The sequence below is a fragment of the Bradyrhizobium sp. BTAi1 genome, assembly GCF_000015165.1.
In the GTDB taxonomy this organism is placed as follows: Bacteria; Pseudomonadota; Alphaproteobacteria; order Rhizobiales; family Xanthobacteraceae; genus Bradyrhizobium; species Bradyrhizobium denitrificans.
Genome location: NC_009485.1, coordinates 5,384,485 through 5,404,133, shown reverse-complemented (window position 1 = coordinate 5,404,133; position 19,649 = coordinate 5,384,485). Strand labels below are relative to the sequence as shown.

Genomic DNA, 19,649 nt, shown 5'->3' with positions numbered 1-19,649 from the left:
GTTCAGTCTCAGTTGAGCCGGATCAACCGCCCGACCGCAGGGCCGGGGCCCGCTTTGGCCTGTGCGTCGACCTTGAAGACGATCCGGGACGGCCCGAAGCTCGCGGCATAGATACCACCCGGAGTCAGAGGGTGGCTGGTGCCGGCAAAATCGTAGAAGCGGCCTTTGAATTGCCGGCCGGAGAGCTCGACCTGCTGACGCTCGCCGGGCTGGTCGATGCGCTCGACGATCAGGGTGCCGCGGCCCTTGGCTTCAAAGATCGGTGACGCGCCGTAGATGACCGCCTGTGCCACCGGCGCGCTATCCGGCCCGACGCTGCGTACGATCGTCGCCGCGACCTCGCTGGTCTCGCGGGAGGTTGCCTGCGCGTGGCTGGCGTCGCAATTGACGATGTCGCTCTTGAGCGTCGCGCCGTCGACCTTGCTCTCGGAGGAGCCGACCGTGACGCTGCCGGCGCCGCTGACGCTCTCGCGGCGGCAGGATTTGAGATAGCTCATGACCACCGCGCCATCGGGGCCGAGCTTGATGACCTGTCCGGGCGCGACATAATCCATCAGCTCGGCGCCGGCGACCTCGCCCTGGACGTCCTCGACCAGAGCGGCGGCGGGCCCGGCCCAAGCCGTCGGCGGCCCGGCAAGAGCCAGAGCGGCGAGCCCGGCCAGGGCTGCGACGATGAACGTCGGTAATTTCATGATGAGCTCCGTGATCGCAACCGGCGGCGCCTTGTCCCCAACCGCATCTGTCCCAGTGGTGGGACGTCGGAGGGGATCGAGAGGTTCGAGCGCATAGCATACCCAGGGGAAACAGGCATCGCCCCGATGTGACCTGGATCACGGAAGAGTTGGTTGAGGTTGGTCCCAAGCCGCGGTTGATGCGCTGCATGAGGTCGCGACCGCGTTGATGCGCAGCTGAGGGAGTGAGTTGATGGCGGGTTTGAAGTCGATGGTCGTGCGGCCGAGTCTTTCGGTTTCGGGGCTGGCGGTCTCGGCTCTGGCGGTGTTGGCTCTGGCGCTCTTGGTTGCTGGCCCGGCCCTGCATGCCCAGGATGCGCCGGCAGCCGCGCAGGAGCACGCGGCGTCCGGCAGCGGCCCGCGCAGCGGTTCCGCCGGCAACCGCGCCGCCAACGCGCCGGCCTCGCCGTCGGCTGCCGAGCAGCACAAGCTGCCGGCGGATTCCACGACCAGCCAGACGATCGAACTGCCCGGCCGCACGCTGTCCTTCAGCGCGACCGCGGGATCGATCCGCCTGTTCGACGACAAGAGCGAGCCGCAGGCCGACATCGCCTACACCTCGTATCAGCTTGAGGGCACCGAGCGCGCCAGCCGCCCGGTCACGTTCTTCTTCAATGGCGGGCCCGGCGCGTCCTCGGCCTATCTGCAGCTCGGAAACGCCGGGCCGTGGCGGATCTCGATCGATGCGGCCAGCATCACGCCCTCATCGAAGCCTGATCTGATGCCCAATGCCGAGACCTGGCTCGATTTCACCGATCTTGTCTTCATCGATCCTGTCGGGACCGGCTACAGCCGCTTCGTCGCGTCCGGCGACGAGGTCCGCAAGCGCTTCTTCTCGGTCGATGGCGATGTGCGCTCGCTGGCGCTGGTGGTGCGCCGCTGGCTCGAGAAGCACGACCGGCTGGCATCGCCGAAATTCATCGCGGCCGAGAGTTATGGCGGCATTCGCGGTCCGAAGATCGTGAACAACCTGCAGCACGATCAGGGAATTGGCATCAATGGTCTGATCCTGCTGTCGCCGCTGATGGATTTCCGCGACTATTCCGGCTCGAGCCTGATGCAATATGTCGCCAGCCTGCCAAGCTATGCCGCCGTGGCGAAGCAGCTCAAGGGGCCGGTGACCCGCGCCGATCTCGCCGACGTCGAGCGTTACGCCAGCGGCGATTTCCTGCTCGATCTCGTCAAGGGCGAGGCCGATCTGGACGCGACCAACCGGCTCGCGGACAAAGTTGCAAGCCTGACCGGGATCGACCCGGCGGTCAGCCGCAGGCTGGCCGGCCGCTTCGACGTCTCCGAGTTTCGCCGCGAGTTCGATCGCAAGAACGGCCGCATCGCCGGGCGCTATGACGGCTCGGTGCTGGGCATCGATCCCTATCCGGATTCGAGCCGGTCACGCAGCGCCGATCCCTCCGGTGACGTGCTGACGGCGCCGCTCACCAGCGCGGCTGTCGAATTGACGACCCGCAAGCTGAACTGGCGGCCCGACGGATCCTACGAACTTCTGAGCGGGGCGGTGAACCGGTCGTGGGATTTCGGCCGCGGCATCAGCCCGCCGGAGTCGACCAGCGAACTTCGGCAGATCCTCGCGCTCGATCCCAAGCTCAAGCTCCTGGTCGGACATGGTCTGTTCGACCTCGCGACGCCGTATTACGGCTCCAAGATCCTGCTCGATCAATTGCCCGCCTTCGCGCGGCCGCCGCGGGTGAAGCTCGTGGTCTATCCGGGCGGCCACATGTTCTATTCGCGCGACGATGCACGGCAGGCGTTCCGCGGCGAGGCCGAGGCGCTGATGAAGTAGGGCAGGCAGGTCGCCAATGCGGGAGGGCTTCGTCCATCGTCGTTGCGAGCGCAGCGAAGCAAACCCGAATCCCGCGCACGACTCTGGATTGCTTCGCTGCGCTCGCAAGGACGGTGGAGAGAGCGTCGCGCACAGCATGACCCCGGATGCCGCGATCGCTCTGCCGGTGATCGCGGCTATATCGTCTTCTTGCGGCGGCCTTTCGGGTATTTGCGTTCCATCTCTGCCCGGAGCACGCGCTCCGGCCGGACCCGCGCACCGGCCAGCCAGATCTCGCTGATGCCGGACTTGGTGCGGACACGTCTCACCGCTTCGCCATGGCTGGCATAGCCGGCGGCCTGCACGATGCGGCCGGCATCGCGGCCGGTGACCTCGATGCGGGCGGCATCCAGGAATGGGTTGATGAACACCGGATTGGCGACCATCACCTGCGTGTTGAAAGGCACGAGATCGACGGCGCCCCACAGCGTCCACCAACGTCCGGTCCAGTCACGGGTGGTGCGCGAGGGCGCGCCATGGGTGGCGAAGGCCTGCAGGATGAACTTGACGCCGTTGGCCCAGCCGGGCGCCCAGCCATCGATGGCGTTGGTCAGCACGGTGATCGCGATCTCCCGTGCAGGGATCACCGAGGTCCGCGAAATATAGCCCTGGAAGCCACCGCCATGGCCGAACCAGTCGAAGCCCGCGGTGGTGCCGCTCATCAGCGCGAGGCCGTAATAGGCTTCCTCGATATCCTGCGGGACGCGCCATTGCCGGCGGATCATTTCGCGGCGGCTTGCCACGGATAGCAGGCTCTTTTTTGAGTTGGGCGCGAGCTGGGCGAAGAAGCGCGCGGTGTCGGCGGCGGTGGCGACCACGCCGGCGGCGGCCATGATGGCCTGGGTCGGGTTGTCGCCGGGAATGACCACGCGGCGGCCCACCGGCACGGTGCGCGAATGACCGCGGGCGAACGGGACACCTTTGCCAAGCAGCGTCATGTCGGGCGCGCTCTCGCGCAAGCCCAGTGGCGTCATGATCTCGCGCTGCAGCCAGGAAGGGTAAGGCTCACCGGTGATCTGCTCGATCACGAGACCGAGCAGGCCATAGCCATGGTTGGAATATTTGAAGCGGCTGTTCGGCTCGATCGCCGGCGCGAGCCTCAACTCGGCGAGCAACTCGTCCTTGTCGAGGTAAGGCCGCCCATTGGTGAACTGCCCAGAATCGTTTCCATCCCGCAGCAGGCCCGCGGTATGCGACAGCAATTGGCTGAGGGTGGCCGTGGCGACGTCCGGATGCAGATCCTTGACGTAGTCGCCGACCGGATCGTCCAGCTTCAGCCGCTTCTGCTCGCGCAGCCGCATGATGCCGGCGGCCGTGAACGCCTTGGTGTGCGAGGCGATCCGGAAGCGATGCCGCGGCGTCAGCTTCTCGCCGCTGTCGAGATTGGCGTGGCCATAGGCCGCCTCCAGGACGATCTCGCCGCGATGAGCGATCGCGAGGATACAGCCGGGCTGGCCGGAGACCTCGACCTGGAACGCCAGCCAATCCTTGATGTAACCGAGGGCGGCGCCGAGCCAGGGCTCCACGAGGCAATCTCCCGTTCAAAGGACGAAATGAAAATGGACTGCAGCCATCCCCCATCCTTAGCCGACAAGTGGCGATCAACAAACGAAAATGGCGCAACCCTTTCGGGTTGCGCCACTGTCGAGATCGGCTCTGGTCCGATCGCGTCTTAGTAGACGAGGCCGGTGCCCGGCTGCTTCTCGAGCGCGTCGGCCAGCGAGCGATATTCGGCGCTGTTGGTACCGGCGAGCTGCGCCACCTTGTCGAGGTGGTACCTGGCCTGCTCGCGGTTGCCCTGCTCGAGCTGCCACAGGCCGTAATACTGCCAGGTGCGCACATGGTTCGGATCATCCGCCAGCGCCTGCTCGTAATACTGCTTGGAGGCCTGGTAGTTGCCGAGCTTGCGGTAGGAGTAGCCAATGAGGTTGGCGACGTCGGCGACGTCCTCACGGTTCAGCGCCTTGAGCTGTTCGATCGCGGTGGCGTAGTCGCCGCGGTCATAGATCGAGGTGTAGGCCGTGCGATAGGCTGCGAGGAACTTCGGATCTTCGATGCTCGAGCTCTTGTCCTTCTTCTTCTTGGACGAATCCGAGGCCGGCGGCGACGACGGGGTGTCGCTGCCCGCGGCATAGGCCTTAGACAGAAGCAGCGGCCCGGAGGCCACGGCCATCGAGAACAGCGCCAGCGTGGCGATCCTGATCGCAGACTTTTTCATTCGTATCTCCCGAGTTGTCGATCCAACAGGTGACTGCATGCGGAGAAGAACTTCCGCAGCTGCGAAATATTCCCGGCCATTTGCGCGGATTTTGCGCCGCGATCGGTGCATTATACTGGCCACTTGATGACAGGCTAGTCATCTCGATGACCATCCCTTCATGTCGATGAACCGAAATCCCCGCTTTACTTCAGGGTGGGTTCAGCGCCGGTTCCTTATCGTCGTTTCCATGATCACGAGCCCATCCAGACGGGATGGTGCCTCCAGATCTTCACATCACGGAGACGACCATGCTGAAGAAAATGTCCGTCGCGCTGCTCGCCGCTTCCATCCTGGCTGCGCCTGCCTTCGCCGCTGGTCCTGCAAAAACCGATACGTCCGCGAAGTCCACGCAGACCACGGGCACGGCCAAGCCCGATGCAACGAAGACCGAGGCGACGAAGACCGATGCCTCCAAGACCGTCGGCGGGACGCAGGCTGGCGACAAGAGCAACGAGATGAAGCCGGCCGTCGACAAGGCGAAGGGCAAGCCTCATGCGTCGCTGCTCCGCCACAAGCATCGCCACGTTGCTCACCTTCGCCATCACCACAACGTGAAGGTCTCGCACGCCGCCGTGAAGAAGTCGGCCCACGCCAAACTGAGCCTCAAGCGTGTGACCCCGGCGACCCGCCGCGGGTGAGCGGCGATCCCTGGACACGGATACGGATAGAGTGGAGTCTGCCGCCGGAGCGCCTTGGGCGCGGCCGGCGGCAGCCGGCTGACGCCGGTGTGAGGCGTGACGGATAGGCTCGCGGCCTGCTTTGGGCTAGAAGCACCCGTGGAGAGGTCTTCAGGGTCGGGCGCTGTGGGCATGGGGAAAACGAGCTGGTGGCCGGCGTTGCTGGCGCTGCTGCTGATGGGATGTGCGAGCGGCGGTCCCGCGGCGTTCATGAGCGAGGATAGCCGCGGTATCTCCTACACGGGCGATCGCGGCGTCGGCAGCCAGCCTTTTCCGCCGAACTACCGCAGTGAAATCCTGGCCTATCTGAAAACCTATCTGAACAATCCGGTCGGTGTGCGCGACGGCGTGATGGCAGAGCCTGTGCAAAGGACCGTCGGCGGCCGCCTGCGCTATGTCAGCTGTCTGCGCTTTGCGGCGCGCGAGTCCGACGGGAGCTACCGTTCGCCGCGAGAGCGCGCGGCGGTGTTCGTGGACGGCCGTTTCGATCGCCTGATCGAGGAGGCCGGTGAGCTTTGTGCCGGATCGACCTATGTTGCGTTTCCGGAACTGGCCAGCCTGACCCGGTAGTGCGCGCCCAATCGCCGCCGTCGCCCGGATGAGCAGGCGCCGATCGGCGCCGGCGGAAGCAACATGAGGGGGCCGCGGGCAGACTTGGCGGGCTGCTCGCTCCCTGCAGCTTTGCATCTCTGCCACGTCGTCGCAGGGGCTTGTCGGGGCGGCCTGTCGATCACAACTCCGAGACGGGTTCAAACGCGTTGCCGCCTCATCTCGACCAAATGTCGGGCGAGGCGTGCAGCTTCACGAAATATTCGGGAAGCCTATGGAACAAAAGGCCTTTGTTGCTCGCTGGTGACATGCGCGGACCAATCACAGCTGCGTCAGCGCCATCGGGCAACCCAAATGCGGCCATGATGTTCGATAGATGTCGCAAACGAAGAACGGGGACGTCCCATGAAGCGCGTTTTTTTGAGTGCAGTGGCTTTGACTGTTTTGGCTGCGCCGGCATTCGCCGCGGACATGCCGGCCCGCACCTACACCAAGGCGCCGGTCTACACCCCGCCACAGGCGATCTACAACTGGACCGGCTTCTATATCGGCGGTCATCTCGGCGGCGCTTTCGCGGGCAACAACAGCCTGGAGGGCAACAACGGCCGTTTCCTCGGGGGCGTCCAGGGCGGGTTCGATTACCAGTTCGCGCCGAATTGGGTGCTGGGTATCGAGGCCCAGTACAGCTGGATGGATCGCAACACGACCAATTTCGGCTTCCCGGGGGCCACTGTGGTGAGCTCGACCGGGGCCAACCAGCTCGGGTCGGTCACCGGCCGGTTGGGCTACACCTGGGGACCGGCGCTGCTCTACGCCAAGGGCGGTTATGCTTGGCGTGACGGCAATGCGCTGGGCGTGAACGTCGCCGGCGTGCCCGCCGGGTTCACCACCAGCGGCAACACCAAGGATGGCTATACCGTTGGCGGCGGCCTGGAATACATGTTCGCGCCGAACTGGTCGGCCAAAGCCGAGTATCAGTACTATAATTTTGGCAATACCACCTTTACGGGAGGTCCAGCCCCGGTGGTGGGGAGCCGCTTCAACAGCGACGAGCATACCGTCAAGGTCGGTGTGAACTATCGCTTTGGCTGGAGTGGCCCAACCAGCAAGTACTGACCGCGTCGCGGACCCCCAGGGGGCGGCGATATGGACTTCAAAGAATTGGAAACGCCCGCGCAAGCCGCGGGCGTTTTGCTGTCCGGCGGGGGCGCGGGGGCGGTGGTTTCGAAGCCGCTCACGCACTGCAAAAAAATTTTCACACCGTCGTGAAACTTTCGACACGAGTTGTTATTATGAGTCCGCCGGTTTGATGGATCATCCCACATGCGTATCTTGGTGTCCGTGCTGTTGTTGTCCGCGGCTGCTTTGCCGTGCTCCGCCCAGACCGTCTTGAAGTCCGAACCGTTGATGCTGGCGCCTTACGAGGTCGCGCTGGTGCAAGCCGCGTCCTGCCCGTCAGGGAAGGTGCTGAAGGTGACCGGGGCGATCCGCGGCGTCAGCCGCAAGCGTTCCTGTGTTGCCCTCCCGGCCGAAACCGCTTCGCTGGCAACTGCGACGCCGTAAGGTCTGCTTCGTAACGGTCTGCTTCATGGCGACTATCCGGCGGGCTGCTCCCAGGGCTGCCCGGCGGCTAGCTTTATCCCGATTACAGGCTCCATCCCGCTACGGGGCTTCGGTGCGCGATCTCCTGCGTCAGGACGCGAACGGGATGTTGAACTCCTGCTCGGCTTCGGCGCGGTTCTGCCAGGGATCCTCCTCCGGCTCCGGCGCGCAGGCCCGGATCTCGTAATCATTGTCGAGCTGCAGATGCACCGATGACCGGCGGGCGCTGATCGTCACGTCAACCACCAGCCCGCTCTGCCGCGCCAATCTCCAGACATCCCCCTCGGTTGGATAGGCCTTGCTCAACTTGGCTTCGTTACAGAACAGGGCATAGGGCATTCCAAACAGCTCCAGAGAGGCGAAGGATGAACCGAGGATGAATGGCGGTTGCAGCAAGAGACGGGCGTGTTCTGGGCCGGAAAGCGGCCTTTTCGGTTCGTCCGAGTCGTAAACGAGTCCTAAATTTTTGGAAAAATAAACCGTGGGACTCCCGGGCTAGAATCGCCAGATGGTTAAGCCATGGGAACCGATCTCCACATCTTTTGCGGGCGGATCCAGCTCACGCTCGCCTTTGGGCTGTTGCTCGCCTTTGTCGCCAATGTGGCGCTGCTGTGCGCGTGGCTGTAGCGCAAGCACGTCGATGTCCGGCTTCATTTCGATCGTCATGGTGGCGTGGTGGTTCAAGACAGGCGGCTCCGGGCCGCCTCAATCCTCGGGGATCACGGTCCCGTCGGCCGAGGCCTTCAGCCGTTCAAGCGTCGCGCTGAAATATTCCTGGCGTTCACGATTGAAGCGCTCCTGGTGAGCCCGGAAACGGGCGACCCGGGCGCGAATTTCCGCCTGCATGTCGCGTTGCAGATCGAGCTGTGAGGCGATGCTGGTGAAGGCCTCGCGCCGCGGCCGATCTGCCCGCGTGAGATCGAGGCGACGCGTCTCGGCGTCCGCTGTGAGGTTGAGGTCGGATGGCTCAGCTTGGCCCGATCGCTCGGGGACCTCACGCGGCGGCTCGCGCCACTCCGGAGCCGGAGCCAAGGACGCCAGTGCGGCCGTCGTCGACGCGGTGCGCGCCGCATCGGGCAACGGTGTGACGGGCAGTGCGGTGACGGGGAGTCCGGTGACGGGCGGTTGTGGTGAGACCGCTGCTTTCGTCGCCGCAGACGGCAGTTCGAACTGCGAGAAGTCAGCCGGCTTGCCGGTGACCGCCTGCACGAACGCCATCGTCTGCGCGATCAAGGCGTCGCGATCTTCCTTCCAGGTCATCACGCTCGTCCCCCGTCGCTGCCACAATTGCAGCAAAGCCAGAGATTCAAATCAAGCTGACCTACCAGCAGCTTCTGGGGACAAATGAGAGTCGGCTATGAGATGTGGCAACAATATCGCCACAGTTGAGGCGGCCATCGAGGTCGCCTACCCAAAGCGGTATGCCCAACGCAAAGCGCGTTGAGATCGTTCCCGTGCATATAGGCTTTTTCTGCTTGGCTTGACAGAGCAGGGTGGCTCTCGTCATGACGTGCCAGGCAGCCCGGACGTCGGGAGGCCTGCAGCTCGCAACCTGGACGCCTCCGGCGCACCCCGCAATTTCCCAATGGACAACCCGTCGCGCTCCGAGCGGTCGCGCAAGGCCGCGCTCACCGCCGCTCTCACCATCATCGCTCGCGATGGGCCGGGGCGGCTGACGCTCGACGCGATCGCGCGCGAGAGCGGGCTGAGCAAGGGGGGGCTGATGCACCAGTTTCCCAACAAGGAGGCTGTGCTTAAGGCTCTGCTTGAACAGCAATTCGCGCATTTCGACGAATTCGCTCGCAAGTTCAGGGCTGAAGCAGGACCAGCGACGAACCAGCCTGAACTGGCCACGCAGATCGCGATTTCGCGCGAACTGATCGCCCAGCAATATTCGGTGGCGCAGGCCATGCTGGGCGCGCTCGCTCAGGAGCCCGGTCTGCTCGCCGACGCCCGCGCCAAGGATGGCGAGAGGGTGGCCGAGATCCGCGGTGAGGCTCAAGACGCCGATCTTGCCGTGCTCCGCTGGGCCGCGGCGCGGGGGCTGGCGTTGATGGCGATGCTGCGCGTCTCGCCTCTGGAGCAGGTGGATCTCGACCGGCTGTTCGCGCGCCTGCTCGATGACACCCAATGGGCCGGATTCGCGCAGGCCGATCGCCCGCGCTGAGGCCGCGCTCGGCCCGGGAGCCTCCCGCAATGTCGCCGGGATGCAACCGGGGCCAGAGCGAGACGAGCCTGTCCCCGGAGGAGAGTTGATTTCGCACCCGACATTGTTTCCCTTTACAAACCGTCTGGTCGGTTTTATTGATGGCAGTTGTTGTGCTACGCAACATCCAGAGCACCCGAGGGAGATGATGATGACGGTTCGAGTCCGCGCGTCCGGTGCTGCGGCGCTCGCCGTGGCAGGGCTTTGCGCCGGCTGCAATACGGTGACGCCGGTCGCTTATTCCGAGGTGGCTTCGGCGCGCTATCTCGCGCCGAACGCCGCCGATGCCTCGGGGCGGATGCCTTATCGCTACAGCGCGCCTGCCGACTGGCGCAGCTACGACAAGGTGATGCTCGATCCCGTCGTGATCTATCGCGGCAGGGACCACCAGTTCGGCGACATGTCGGAGGCAGACAAAGCGAGGCTCGCCGGCTACATGCGGACGCGCTTTCTGGACAGCCTGTCGGCGCGCTTCCAGCCGGTCCATCGGCGCGGGCCGAACACGCTGCGGGTGCGGCTCACCTTGACGGGCGCCGTCGCCAACACGCCGGTGCTCGGTACGGCCTCGCGCTTCGATCTCGCCGGCGCCGTCTACAACGGCGTGCAGAGTGCACGCGACGGCGAGGGACTGCTGACCGGATCGGTGTTCTACGTCGCGGAGATCTTCGATGCCGCGGATGGTCGGCTGCTGAACGCCTTCGTCAGCAAGCAATATCCCACCCCCTACGACATCAAGGCCAGTGTCGGCGCGCTCGCGGCCGCCGAAGCCGGGATCGACAAGGGCGCCGATGTCCTGGTCGCCCAGCTGCAGTGAGCGGCCGCCGGGCGCCGGCGCGCGCATGTCAGTGCCTGCCGCGTCGTGCCGTGCCTGGGCTCGCAGGGGTTCGGGCAGGGCTTGGAGCGGGGATTGGAATTGAAGGCACCGGCATCGCGACCGACCGTCCGCGGAGCAGCCATGCGGCACGCCAGCCGCACCATCGCAAGCGCCGCCTGAGTGCGTGGCTCGAGGCGGTGGAGACCATGAGGGTCCTGGACATGACATTGAGATTCGTCTTGCGCGTCGGCCTGCGCATCGTCGTCAGCCTGCTCCTGTCCATGGCGGAGGGCCGCGGTCATGCTGCGCCCGTCAGCGATCCGCTCGGCACCTGGCTGACGGAGGACGGCCGCGCCCGGATCCGGATCGAACGCTGCGGCGCGATGACGGACCGCATTTGCGGCTACGTGGTCTGGATGAAGGAGACGGCCGACGCCAAGGGGCAGCCATTCCGCGACCGGCTGAACCCTGATCCAGCGCGGCGCAGCCGGCCATTGCTCGGCCATCAGATGCTGCTGGGCTTGAAGTTGAACGCAGACGGTCGCCATGCCGGCGAGGTCTATAATGCCGAGGACGGCAAGACCTATAGTGTCTCGATCTGGCGCGAGGGCCCGAAGATGCTCGCCGTCAAGGGCTGCCTGCTCGGCCTGTTCTGCGCCACCCAGGGCTGGGCGCTGACGACGGACCTGGTGCCGGGTCAACTCGTCGCCGCAACCGGCGAGGGCGGGGGGCCGGTGGCCGATCCGGAATGGGCCGCGCCAAAGCTGTCCCCGGCCGTCAAGCCCCCGGCGGCGGCACCGATCAAGATGAAGGCGAATTGAGCACGAGCTGCGGGCCGAGCCCTGATCCGACCGCGCTGAGCGATGGTGCCGGCTGAGGGGATTGAACCCCCGACCTTCGGTTTACAAAACCGCTGCTCTACCGCTGAGCTAAGCCGGCGAATGGTGCCAGGAAGCGCACCATGAGAGGTTGCACGACTGGCGCGGACGTCTCGCGCTCAAATCGCGGGTGCGAGGCTCCGAAGCGCGGTGTTCCTACCAGAGTTGTTCGGCGGAGGCTACTGCCGTCGCATCGGCTTGGCGGTCGCTTGCAGGCCATAACTTGCGGGTCATAAAAAGGGCGGCCTCGCGGCCGCCCTTTACGACGCTGTCCGTGGTGGACGTTATTGGCAGATGTGCATGGCGCCGTCGCTGCCCTTGAACATGGTGCCGGGACGGCAGACCAGGCCGTTGCGGGTGGCGTAGTTGTTCCAGTCGCCGTAATAGCCGTTCGGACCGCGATCATAGGTCGGCTGGCCGTATCGGTAGGGACCGGCATCGTAGGCATAGGCGTCAGCGGTGCGGAACGGCGCCGTGGCGATGGCGCCAGCGGTTCCGATGGCCGCGCCAGCCACGCCGGCGGCGGTGCCAACGGCCCCGGCCGCGATATCGGCCGGCCAGAAGCCGGTGCTGCGGCGGTTCCAGTCATTATTCCAGCCGTTGTTGTTCCAGCCCTCATCGCCGCGGCGTTGCATCATCCCGGCGTCGCCGCGGCGCTGCATCATCCCGGCGTCGCCGCGCCGTTGCATCATTCCGGCATCGTCGTGCTGCTGCATCATCGCGGCGTCGTGGCGGGCCATGTGACGGTGTTGCATGTCGCGCGCCATCGCGGGGCCGGCCAGGGCCGTCGCGACAAGGGAAGCGCCGAGAATTGCTGATCGGATCATTTGTAACTCCGTCGTTGCGCCCCGACTCCTAAGCACGTGATCGTTGTGATGTTCCGCCGCACCCCGATGTTTTTGATCGGCCACGCGCGCGATCGGGCTGCGCAAGGTGTTCACCACGACGCGCGCATGATGGTGAGTCGTTAACCGTCCGTCGCGAAGCCGCCTTACGCTTTAACTCGGATGAATGGCCGACGCGTTAGGCTTACCGGCAGATTGAGCCGTGCTCTTAACCCATCGGAGCGCGCGCTGCGGTAATTCTGGTAGGGCAACCGGGGCGTGAATTCATGCGTTTTGCAACAGCTATTGCAATTCTGATCGGCACGGCGCCGGTCGCGCTCGCCAGCGAAGGCTTCGAGATCGTGATTCCGCAGCGCCCCGGCGTGCCTGTCGTCATCAATGGCATCGACGCGTCTTACGCCGTGGTCGAAGGCCAGTACGGTCTCGGCCGAGGCAACTACATGCAGCCCATGATCTATGGTGGCCGGTCGGTCGAGCCCGAGCCGCATGTCGGCCACTACTACCCGAGTCTCGGATCGAAGCCGGGCTATGGCCGGATGGAAATCGAGCCGCCGGCCGAGCGCAAGCTGCCGAAGCCGGCCGAGAGCTATTCCCGCTCATGGGGCGCCGAATCCATGATGCAGCCGGCTGAACCCCAGGTGCCGATGTATCCGCCCGCCGTCATCCTTGCGCCGGAGCGGGGCGGGCCGCGCGGCTACGACACGCCACCGCGGCCCTATCGACGTTAGCGCAGCCTGATGCGCCGGTTGAGTTGACGAAGTTCGAAACAAAAAAGCAGATCCAGGAGAAAATAATGCGTCGCGTGATTTCAGGACTGATCGGCATTGCCGGCCTCGCTCTTGCGGGCAGCGCGCCCGCGATGGCCTGCGGCTATTCCTCATGCGCGCCGTGCGGCTATGCGAGCCCGTGCGCGCCGAGCGTCGCCCATCAGCCGGCCTACACCTACCAGCCGGCCTACAGCTATCATTACGGCCACGCCTATGGCGCGGCGGGCTGCGGCAGCTGCGGCGTGCGTTACGAGCGTCTCGCCGAGCCGACGCATCAATACTACTACGTCAACCAGGGGCCGACCTACACCGGTCCGGGCGCGTTCGCGCCTTATCCCGTCTACCAGGAGAGCGCGATCCCGGTTTATCGCTATCACCATCGCCACCACGCCTATGAGGAGACCCGCGTCGCCCCTCCCATGGTGTATGGCCATCCCCGCAGCGCCTATCGCTGGGGGGCCTCGTCCTATTATCACGGCCACCGCGTGCTGCGCCGCTACTACTGAGCTTTTCGGCTGAGCTGATCGCAAACGCCCGTGCGCTCCGGCGCGCGGGCGTTTCGTCATTTGGGCATCAATCCAAGCCGGCTCGCGCCGATATAGAGCGCGAGCACGGCGGCATTGGAGACGTTGAGACTCTTGATGGCGCCGGGCATGTCGAGCCGGGCGACCACGCTGCAGGTCTCGCGCGTCAACTGCCGCAGGCCCTTGCCCTCGGCCCCGAGCACCAGCGCCAGCGGCTCGCGCAGCGCCACCGCGGCGATGTCGGTCGGGCCGGCGCTGTCGAGGCCGACCGTCTGGAAGCCGCGCTCGTCGAGCCGTGTCAGCGCGCGGGCGAGGTTCTGCACCGTGATGATCGGCACCAGCTCCAGCGCCCCGGACGCGGACTTCGCCAGCACGCCGGTGGCCTCCGGGCTGTGGCGCGCGGTGGTCACGATCGCCTTGACGTCGAACGCCGCCGCCGACCGCAGGATGGCGCCGACATTGTGCGGATCGGTGATCTGGTCGAGCACCAGGATCATGCCCTCGGCCGCCAGCGTGTCGATGTCGGGCGAGGGCAGGGGATCAGCTTCGGCGAGCAGGCCCTGGTGCACGGCGTCCGGGCCGAGCCGCTGGTCGATCTGGCTCGGACGCACGATCTCCGGCGTCACTCTGGTCTCGATCCGCTCGTCGGCGAGCCGGCGCGCGGCGTTTTCGGTCAGATACAGCTTGCGAATCCTGCGTTTCGGATTGCCGAGCGCCAGCGTCACGGTGTGCCAGCCGTAGAGGATGACAGGGCCGTCCGACCCCTGTTCGCGGTCCCGCCACGGCTGCGGACGCTCGAATTTGCGCGGCTTGCCGGCGAATTTGCCGGAAGATTTGCCGCCTTGGCGGGGAAATGGGGGCTTTCGGTCGCGGTCGCTCATGCCAGAGCTTCTGTCACGGCGAACGGATTCTGGCAATTTGGCACCGCCAAGGCGGGAAAAATCGTTGTCCTTGGTTGACTTTGAGGGGCCGGTTCGATCATAAGGGCCCCGGCCGCGCACGCCCCTCATTTGGGCTCCGCGGTCTTACCGTCTCCATGGCGCTGATGGTCCCCAACCGCTGTTCCGCGGCCGGCCTTCAACTGCTATCGACACGGGGGAGTGTCCCGAGTGGCAAAGGGAGCTGACTGTAAATCAGCCGCCTCATGGCTTCGCAGGTTCGAGTCCTGCCTCCCCCACCATCCAATGCCTCCTAAAGATCGAGCTGATCGAGAAGCCGCCGAAAGACGGCAGCGTGCTGACTAAATCGCATCCGGGTCTCGGGCGGGATCAGCCAGTGTCCGCCGTAAGCTTCCGGCGAGGACCATATCCCCAACTTGCGACAAAGGCCCGTCGCTCCCCGATGTCCCGAAGGATGATTCGCGACCAGGAGGGGGAGGGCATGGTGGCCGGCTCGCCCCGCATGCTTTGAACGGGCTGGTCGAGGTCTTCAAGCGCAGTGCCGCCCTGTCGGTGATCCCTGGTGGTGACGGTTGCGTCGGATTGCCGCTGCGAGCTCATCGCGAGCCCCACCAGCGAAATCATCAAGAGCCGCAGCCATTGGCGAGACAAAAGTCCTCGGTTCGAAATCAGAACGAATATCCGAGGCAATAAAGGCCGCTTGCGTCGGGAAGACCGCCGGGGCTTCACGTCAAATTCGGCGGAAGCGAAAGCTTTGCCCGAAGCCGGCGGGAGTCGTCGAGTGCAGAGCGGCAGGGCCCGAGCCCGATTGTCTCTTGACGGGTTCAAAAATAGAACTGTAGGCTCTCGTCCAGGTCGAACGCGATGGCCATGCTGTTTCGCTGTGCGCGCTCCCTCGTGGGGAGACGCCGGCGAGCCAAGAACAATCGTGTACCACGCGCCAAAAGGTGCGGGTTTGGGAGGACAACGAATGAAGACACAGTGGATTCTCGCCGCGGCGCTGTCGCTCGTCGCCGGGCAGGTGGCCGTCGCCGCAGACACGCCCGGCGTCACGGCGACAGAAATCAAGATCGGCGGCGTATTCCCCTTCAGCGGGCCGGCGTCGTCGCTTGGTCTCGTTGGTCGCGGGCTGATCGCCTATATCCAGTCGCTCAACGATCGCGGCGGCATTAATGGGCGCAAGATCAACTACATCACGTATGATGACGGCTACAGCCCGCCCAAGACGGTCGAGCACGTCCGCAAGCTGGTCGAGAGCGACGAGGTCGCCTTCATGTATGGCCAGCTCGGGACGGCAGGAATCTCGGCCACGGCGAAGTATCTGCGGACGAAGGGGGTGCCCAGCATCGCCATCATCAGCGGCTCGGCCAAGTTCACGAATGTCTCGGACTATCCGCTGATCACCACCGGGCTCGTCAGCTACGACACGGAAGGAAAGATCTACGCGAAGTACCTGACGAAGGCGCTGCCGAACGCCAAGTACGCCATTCTTTATCAGAACGATGATCTTGGGAAAGACTACGTCAACGCCTTCAAGTCCTATCTCGGCAAGAACTTCGACAGCAAGGTCGTCAGCGCCTCCTACGAGGTCAGCGAGCCGACCATCGATTCGCAAGTCACCAACCTGAAGAGCTCGGGCGCTGAGGCGCTGGTGATCGCCGGCACGCCGAAATTCGCCGCGCAGGCGATCCGGCAGGCCTATTTGATCGGCTGGAAGGCCACGGTGATCGTCAACTTTCCCTCCGGATCGGTCGGCGGGACGCTGGCGCCTGCTGGGCTCGACAAGTCGGTCGGCGTGATCGTCGGCAGCACCAACAAGGACGCTCTCGACGAGTCCTGGAAGAGCGATCCGGGCGTGCAGGCCTACCGGGCCTTTTTCGACAAATATCTGCAGGGCGCGGACCTGTCCAACGGCAGTTATCTGACCGGCTATCAGCAGGGCCTGGTGCTGGAACAGATTCTCAAGCAATGCGGCGACGACCTGTCGCGCAAGAACATCCTCGCCCAGGCCAAGAGCCTGCGCGACTTCGTCGTGCCGACGGCGCTTCCGGGAGTCAAGGTCAACACGAGCGAGACGGAGAACATGATCTGGACCCAGATGCGTCTGCAACGCTGGACCGGTTCGGCCTGGGAAGCCTTCGGCGACGTTCTGGACGCCAAGTCTGACTGATGAGTCTGAGCTGACAAGTCCGACCGATCCTTCGCACAAGTCGGGTGCCGCCGAGGCGGCATCCGTGCCGGTGGGACGTGTGCCGCCTGATTGCGACGGTGTGCATCCTTGCTTGCGGCCGTCGCCGCGCCCGGCCGTGCTTTTTGTGTTTTGCTGCAGTCCGGGTGGGAGATCTCAATGTCGAAACATACGCTGACATTTGCGCCGAGGGAGCTGTCGATCGACACTCGGTCCGATGGAACGCTGATTCTGCGCTCGCCGATCGCATGGAGTCCGTGCGAATGGCGGATCACCGATTTTCTTCCGCACTGGGCCGGCGCGGCTTCGGACCGCGTCTTTCTCGCGCAACGCAACCAGGCAGGCGGGTGGGACGAGATCAGCTACGGCGAAGCCTGGCTGCAGGTACAGGCGGTCGGCCAAAGCCTGATCGACCTGGGCGCCACGACCGGCGACCGGCTGGCGATTCTGTCCGGCAACTCGATCGAGCATGCAATCGTGGCGTTCGCCGCAATGTCGATCGGCGTGATTGTGGCGCCGGTGTCGCCGAACTACTCGATGATGCCGGGCGGGCTGGCGCGCTTGAAGGACATCGCCGAGGTGCTGCAGCCGCGCTTCGTGTTCGTGCAGAGCGGCCCGCAATTCTCTGCAGGGCGCGCCATTCCAGAATTGGCCGCAGCGACGTGGATCAGCGTCGACGGTGCACCCGAGACGATCCCCTTACGCGCGCTCGCCGTCAAGGCGCCTGGAGACGGGTTCGCCCAGGCTGCCGCAGCATTGTCCTGCGACGCCGTCGCCAAGGTCCTGTTCACCTCGGGCTCGACTGGCCTGCCGAAGGGCGTCCTGAATACCCACCGCATGATGGCCAGCGCGCTGCAGATGGGCATCCTGCTGGTTTCGCCTTCGCCGCATCCGATCCAGGTCGAATGGCTGCCCTGGCATCATACCATGGGCGGCAACGTCATTCTTCACGGCATTCTCAAGAATGGTGGGACGCTCTATATCGACGATGGCCGGCCTTTGCCGCAACTCTTCCACAAGACGATCGCCAATCTCACCGAGATCTCGCCGACGGCGATGTTCAACGTGCCCGCCGGCTACAATCTGTTGTGCGAGGCGATCGAGCGGGATGCGGACATCGGTGCGCGGGTGTTCAAACGCATGGACCGGCTGAGCTACGCCGGAGCCGCCATCTCCGAGGGGACGCTGGAGAAGCTTTATCGGCTGACCTCGTCGATCACCGGACGCCAGATTCCGGTGATGTCGGGCTATGGCACGACCGAGACCGCGCCGACCATCAGCACGACGCACTGGGCGACCGATCAGCCGGGCGAGATCGGCCTGCCGGCGCCCGGGCTGCAGCTGAAGCTGATCCCGGTGTCCGACACTTACGAGGTGCGGGTGAAGGGGCCGAACGTCACGCCGGGCTATCTCGGTCGGCCCGATCTCACCGCGATGGCGTTCGACGAGGAGGGGTTCTATCGCATCGGCGATACGGTCTCGTTCATCGATCCGGACCGGCCGGAGCGCGGGCTGCGCTTCACCGGGCGCATCTCGGAGAACTTCAAGCTGGCGAACGGCACCTGGGTCTCGATCGGCGCGATGCGCGCCTCGATCCTGGCCGCGACGCGCGGCGTGCTGCTGGACATCGTCGTCGCCGGAGAGAACCGCGACTCCTGCACCCTTTTGTGCTGGCTCAATCCGGCCGAAGCGAAGCGCGTGGCGATGGATCCCGACTCCGACCTGACCGCCGACCCCGGCGTGGCCGCATTCCTCAAAGACAGGCTCAGCGAGTACAACGCCACGGTCGGCAGCAGCGAGCGGGTGTGCGCGTTCCTGCTCTTGAAGGAGCCGGCGTCGATGGCCGCGGGAGAGATCACCGACAAGGCCTATGTCAACCAGCGCGCGGTGCTCAAGCATCGCGGCGAGCATGTCGAACGACTATACGCTGCCGAGCCGGTTCGCGAGGTGGTCCGGTTGTGAGGCTAAGCCGGCACTGGGCGTGAGAACTGCCCCGGGCCGGCTCAGGCCGCCCGGGTGCGCGACTTCGCCTTGGGCTGGACGGTCTTGGAGCGGGCGGCTTTGGGGCCGCCGGTGGATGGCTCGGAGGGCAAATCGGCCGGCGGCGGTACCGAAGCGGCCCAGCCACCCGGGCCCGGATGGGTGTGGACTTCCTTGGCCAGCAGCGGCTCGCCGCATTCCGAGCAGATCATGACCGGCTCGAAGAGCTTGCCGCATTTCTTGTGCTCGTGCAGCACGGGCCGGCCGCGCTCGTCGACCATATGGGTGTCGCCCCAATGCACGATCGCCATCATGATCGGGTAGAGATCGAGGCCCTTTTGCGTCAGAATGTATTCGTGGCGCTTCGGCGACTCCTGATAGGGGACGCGGCGCAGAATGCCCTGGCGCACCAGCTTCTTCAGCCGTTCGGCGAGCAGGTGGCGCGTGATGCCGAGTGAGGACTGAAACGCCTCGAAGCGTCGCTTGCGCAGAAAGCACTCGCGCAGGATCAGCAGAGTCCAGCGATCACCGATCACCGCGATCGTCCGCGCCATCGAGCACGGTTCTTCCTCGAGTTCCTTCCACTTCATGCACGTCTCCAGCCGACCCCGCCGGAGGGACCGAGCCGCATCGGCTTCCCCCGGATCATCCATTCTAGAACGGTACTGAGCCCCGGACAACCCCGGTGCTGTCAGCCGAGGGGCCGGCCTGTTCTGATGGCGCGCGGAAAGCGCGGCCTGAGCAAAGCTATGAAAGCAAGTGGCCGAGAGGACCTCGCGTTCGACGGCCCGATCGCGCAGGCGTGAAAAATCCTGTCATAATGAGTTTGACAGTTCTATTTTAGAACCATAAGAATGGCGGCCAGATAATCGGTCGGGCATCTGCGCCAGAC

Annotated in this window: 21 protein-coding genes and 2 tRNA genes; 13 read left to right on the top strand and 10 right to left on the bottom strand. The window is 65.0% G+C overall.

All coding sequences use genetic code 11. The features are described 5' to 3' along the window. Positions 1-8: 8 nt before the first annotated feature. Positions 9-692: a hypothetical protein gene (locus tag BBTA_RS24220; RefSeq protein ID WP_012045136.1), complete on the bottom strand. Its 684-nt coding sequence runs from the start codon at positions 690-692 to the stop codon at positions 9-11. Between the two features lie 232 nt (positions 693-924). Between BBTA_RS24220 and BBTA_RS24215 the strand changes: the two genes are divergently transcribed. Then, on the top strand, positions 925-2,529 hold the full coding sequence (locus tag BBTA_RS24215; RefSeq protein WP_012045135.1) for a S10 family peptidase: 1,605 nt from the start codon (positions 925-927) through the stop codon (positions 2,527-2,529). Between the two features lie 176 nt (positions 2,530-2,705). On the opposite strand, the gene BBTA_RS24210 is transcribed toward BBTA_RS24215, so the two are convergent. Beyond that, positions 2,706-4,094: a serine hydrolase gene (locus tag BBTA_RS24210; protein WP_012045134.1), complete on the bottom strand. Its 1,389-nt coding sequence runs from the start codon at positions 4,092-4,094 to the stop codon at positions 2,706-2,708. Between the two features lie 146 nt (positions 4,095-4,240). Then, the gene (locus tag BBTA_RS24205) at positions 4,241-4,786 is read right to left on the bottom strand and encodes a tetratricopeptide repeat protein (RefSeq protein ID WP_012045133.1); all 546 of its coding nucleotides are present in this window, start codon (positions 4,784-4,786) and stop codon (positions 4,241-4,243) included. Between the two features lie 290 nt (positions 4,787-5,076). Between BBTA_RS24205 and BBTA_RS24200 the strand changes: the two genes are divergently transcribed. From BBTA_RS24200 to BBTA_RS24185, 4 genes are all read left to right on the top strand, one after another. Continuing rightward, positions 5,077-5,466 carry a hypothetical protein gene (locus tag BBTA_RS24200; protein WP_012045132.1) on the top strand — a complete coding sequence of 130 codons (390 nt, stop codon included), beginning with the start codon at positions 5,077-5,079 and terminating at the stop codon, positions 5,464-5,466. A gap of 165 nt (positions 5,467-5,631) precedes the next feature. Continuing rightward, complete coding sequence (locus BBTA_RS24195; RefSeq protein WP_012045131.1) at positions 5,632-6,075, top strand: hypothetical protein; 444 nt, start codon at positions 5,632-5,634, stop codon at positions 6,073-6,075. Between the two features lie 384 nt (positions 6,076-6,459). Then, entirely contained in the window at positions 6,460-7,170 is a 711-nt protein-coding gene (locus BBTA_RS24190; protein ID WP_012045129.1) for an outer membrane protein, read from the top strand. 207 nt (positions 7,171-7,377) lie between these two features. Continuing rightward, positions 7,378-7,617, top strand: coding sequence for a DUF6719 family protein (locus BBTA_RS24185; protein WP_012045128.1), 240 nt, complete (start codon positions 7,378-7,380; stop codon positions 7,615-7,617). A gap of 129 nt (positions 7,618-7,746) precedes the next feature. Here the strand turns inward: BBTA_RS24185 and BBTA_RS24180 are convergent, their stop codons facing one another. The 3 genes from BBTA_RS24180 to BBTA_RS24170 all read right to left on the bottom strand — a co-directional run bounded on the left by BBTA_RS24180 (position 7,747) and on the right by BBTA_RS24170 (position 8,916). Further along, positions 7,747-7,995, bottom strand: coding sequence for a hypothetical protein (locus BBTA_RS24180; protein ID WP_012045127.1), 249 nt, complete (start codon positions 7,993-7,995; stop codon positions 7,747-7,749). Positions 7,996-8,151: 156 nt separating this feature from the next. Then, positions 8,152-8,340 carry a hypothetical protein gene (locus BBTA_RS41145; protein ID WP_201767737.1) on the bottom strand — a complete coding sequence of 63 codons (189 nt, stop codon included), beginning with the start codon at positions 8,338-8,340 and terminating at the stop codon, positions 8,152-8,154. A gap of 21 nt (positions 8,341-8,361) precedes the next feature. Then, positions 8,362-8,916, bottom strand: a complete 555-nt coding sequence (locus tag BBTA_RS24170; RefSeq protein WP_012045126.1) for a hypothetical protein — start codon at positions 8,914-8,916, stop codon at positions 8,362-8,364. A 325-nt stretch (positions 8,917-9,241) separates the two neighbouring features. Between BBTA_RS24170 and BBTA_RS24165 the strand changes: the two genes are divergently transcribed. From BBTA_RS24165 to BBTA_RS24155, 3 genes are all read left to right on the top strand, one after another. Beyond that, positions 9,242-9,823: a TetR/AcrR family transcriptional regulator gene (locus BBTA_RS24165; RefSeq protein ID WP_012045125.1), complete on the top strand. Its 582-nt coding sequence runs from the start codon at positions 9,242-9,244 to the stop codon at positions 9,821-9,823. A 187-nt stretch (positions 9,824-10,010) separates the two neighbouring features. Further along, positions 10,011-10,676: a DUF3313 domain-containing protein gene (locus BBTA_RS24160; RefSeq protein WP_012045124.1), complete on the top strand. Its 666-nt coding sequence runs from the start codon at positions 10,011-10,013 to the stop codon at positions 10,674-10,676. Between the two features lie 221 nt (positions 10,677-10,897). Further along, the gene (locus tag BBTA_RS24155) at positions 10,898-11,497 is read left to right on the top strand and encodes a DUF2147 domain-containing protein (RefSeq protein ID WP_148221495.1); all 600 of its coding nucleotides are present in this window, start codon (positions 10,898-10,900) and stop codon (positions 11,495-11,497) included. A gap of 43 nt (positions 11,498-11,540) precedes the next feature. On the opposite strand, the gene BBTA_RS24150 is transcribed toward BBTA_RS24155, so the two are convergent. Then, positions 11,541-11,615 (bottom strand) — tRNA-Thr (locus BBTA_RS24150). Between the two features lie 223 nt (positions 11,616-11,838). Then, positions 11,839-12,381, bottom strand: a complete 543-nt coding sequence (locus BBTA_RS24145) for a hypothetical protein (RefSeq protein ID WP_012045122.1) — start codon at positions 12,379-12,381, stop codon at positions 11,839-11,841. A 284-nt stretch (positions 12,382-12,665) separates the two neighbouring features. Here BBTA_RS24145 and BBTA_RS24140 point away from each other — a divergent pair, with 284 nt between their 5' ends. Further along, entirely contained in the window at positions 12,666-13,127 is a 462-nt protein-coding gene (locus BBTA_RS24140; RefSeq protein WP_012045121.1) for a hypothetical protein, read from the top strand. 65 nt (positions 13,128-13,192) lie between these two features. Beyond that, a complete protein-coding gene (locus BBTA_RS24135; RefSeq protein WP_012045120.1) occupies positions 13,193-13,672 on the top strand; it encodes a hypothetical protein in 480 nt (159 codons plus the stop codon). Positions 13,673-13,728: 56 nt separating this feature from the next. Here BBTA_RS24135 and rlmB read toward each other — a convergent pair whose 3' ends face one another. Continuing rightward, positions 13,729-14,571: a 23S rRNA (guanosine(2251)-2'-O)-methyltransferase RlmB gene (gene rlmB / locus BBTA_RS24130; RefSeq protein ID WP_012045119.1), complete on the bottom strand. Its 843-nt coding sequence runs from the start codon at positions 14,569-14,571 to the stop codon at positions 13,729-13,731. Between the two features lie 213 nt (positions 14,572-14,784). On the opposite strand from rlmB, the gene BBTA_RS24125 reads away from it, so the two are divergent. From BBTA_RS24125 to BBTA_RS24110, 3 genes are all read left to right on the top strand, one after another. Then, a tRNA-Tyr gene (locus BBTA_RS24125) sits at positions 14,785-14,870 on the top strand. A 689-nt stretch (positions 14,871-15,559) separates the two neighbouring features. After that, on the top strand, positions 15,560-16,759 hold the full coding sequence (locus tag BBTA_RS24115; RefSeq protein ID WP_012045118.1) for an ABC transporter substrate-binding protein: 1,200 nt from the start codon (positions 15,560-15,562) through the stop codon (positions 16,757-16,759). A gap of 177 nt (positions 16,760-16,936) precedes the next feature. Then, positions 16,937-18,739, top strand: coding sequence for an AMP-binding protein (locus BBTA_RS24110; RefSeq protein WP_041750857.1), 1,803 nt, complete (start codon positions 16,937-16,939; stop codon positions 18,737-18,739). 41 nt (positions 18,740-18,780) lie between these two features. Here the strand turns inward: BBTA_RS24110 and BBTA_RS24105 are convergent, their stop codons facing one another. Further along, the gene (locus tag BBTA_RS24105; protein ID WP_012045116.1) at positions 18,781-19,347 is read right to left on the bottom strand and encodes a helix-turn-helix domain-containing protein; all 567 of its coding nucleotides are present in this window, start codon (positions 19,345-19,347) and stop codon (positions 18,781-18,783) included. Positions 19,348-19,649: the final 302 nt, after the last annotated feature.

Coding starts and splice junctions, on each gene's coding strand:
- BBTA_RS24200 (WP_012045132.1), top strand. CDS start 5,077: ATGCTGAAGAAAATGTCCGTCGCGCTGCTCGCCGCTTCCATCCTGGCT.
- BBTA_RS24160 (WP_012045124.1), top strand. CDS start 10,011: ATGATGACGGTTCGAGTCCGCGCGTCCGGTGCTGCGGCGCTCGCCGTG.
- BBTA_RS24165 (WP_012045125.1), top strand. CDS start 9,242: ATGGACAACCCGTCGCGCTCCGAGCGGTCGCGCAAGGCCGCGCTCACC.
- BBTA_RS24145 (WP_012045122.1), bottom strand. CDS start 12,381: ATGATCCGATCAGCAATTCTCGGCGCTTCCCTTGTCGCGACGGCCCTG.
- BBTA_RS24220 (WP_012045136.1), bottom strand. CDS start 692: ATGAAATTACCGACGTTCATCGTCGCAGCCCTGGCCGGGCTCGCCGCT.
- BBTA_RS24215 (WP_012045135.1), top strand. CDS start 925: ATGGCGGGTTTGAAGTCGATGGTCGTGCGGCCGAGTCTTTCGGTTTCG.
- BBTA_RS24190 (WP_012045129.1), top strand. CDS start 6,460: ATGAAGCGCGTTTTTTTGAGTGCAGTGGCTTTGACTGTTTTGGCTGCG.
- BBTA_RS24205 (WP_012045133.1), bottom strand. CDS start 4,786: ATGAAAAAGTCTGCGATCAGGATCGCCACGCTGGCGCTGTTCTCGATG.
- BBTA_RS24115 (WP_012045118.1), top strand. CDS start 15,560: ATGAAGACACAGTGGATTCTCGCCGCGGCGCTGTCGCTCGTCGCCGGG.
- rlmB (WP_012045119.1), bottom strand. CDS start 14,571: ATGAGCGACCGCGACCGAAAGCCCCCATTTCCCCGCCAAGGCGGCAAA.
- BBTA_RS24170 (WP_012045126.1), bottom strand. CDS start 8,916: ATGACCTGGAAGGAAGATCGCGACGCCTTGATCGCGCAGACGATGGCG.
- BBTA_RS24105 (WP_012045116.1), bottom strand. CDS start 19,347: ATGAAGTGGAAGGAACTCGAGGAAGAACCGTGCTCGATGGCGCGGACG.
- BBTA_RS24155 (WP_148221495.1), top strand. CDS start 10,898: ATGACATTGAGATTCGTCTTGCGCGTCGGCCTGCGCATCGTCGTCAGC.
- BBTA_RS24135 (WP_012045120.1), top strand. CDS start 13,193: ATGCGTCGCGTGATTTCAGGACTGATCGGCATTGCCGGCCTCGCTCTT.
- BBTA_RS24110 (WP_041750857.1), top strand. CDS start 16,937: ATGTCGAAACATACGCTGACATTTGCGCCGAGGGAGCTGTCGATCGAC.
- BBTA_RS24140 (WP_012045121.1), top strand. CDS start 12,666: ATGCGTTTTGCAACAGCTATTGCAATTCTGATCGGCACGGCGCCGGTC.
- BBTA_RS24185 (WP_012045128.1), top strand. CDS start 7,378: ATGCGTATCTTGGTGTCCGTGCTGTTGTTGTCCGCGGCTGCTTTGCCG.
- BBTA_RS24180 (WP_012045127.1), bottom strand. CDS start 7,995: ATGCCCTATGCCCTGTTCTGTAACGAAGCCAAGTTGAGCAAGGCCTAT.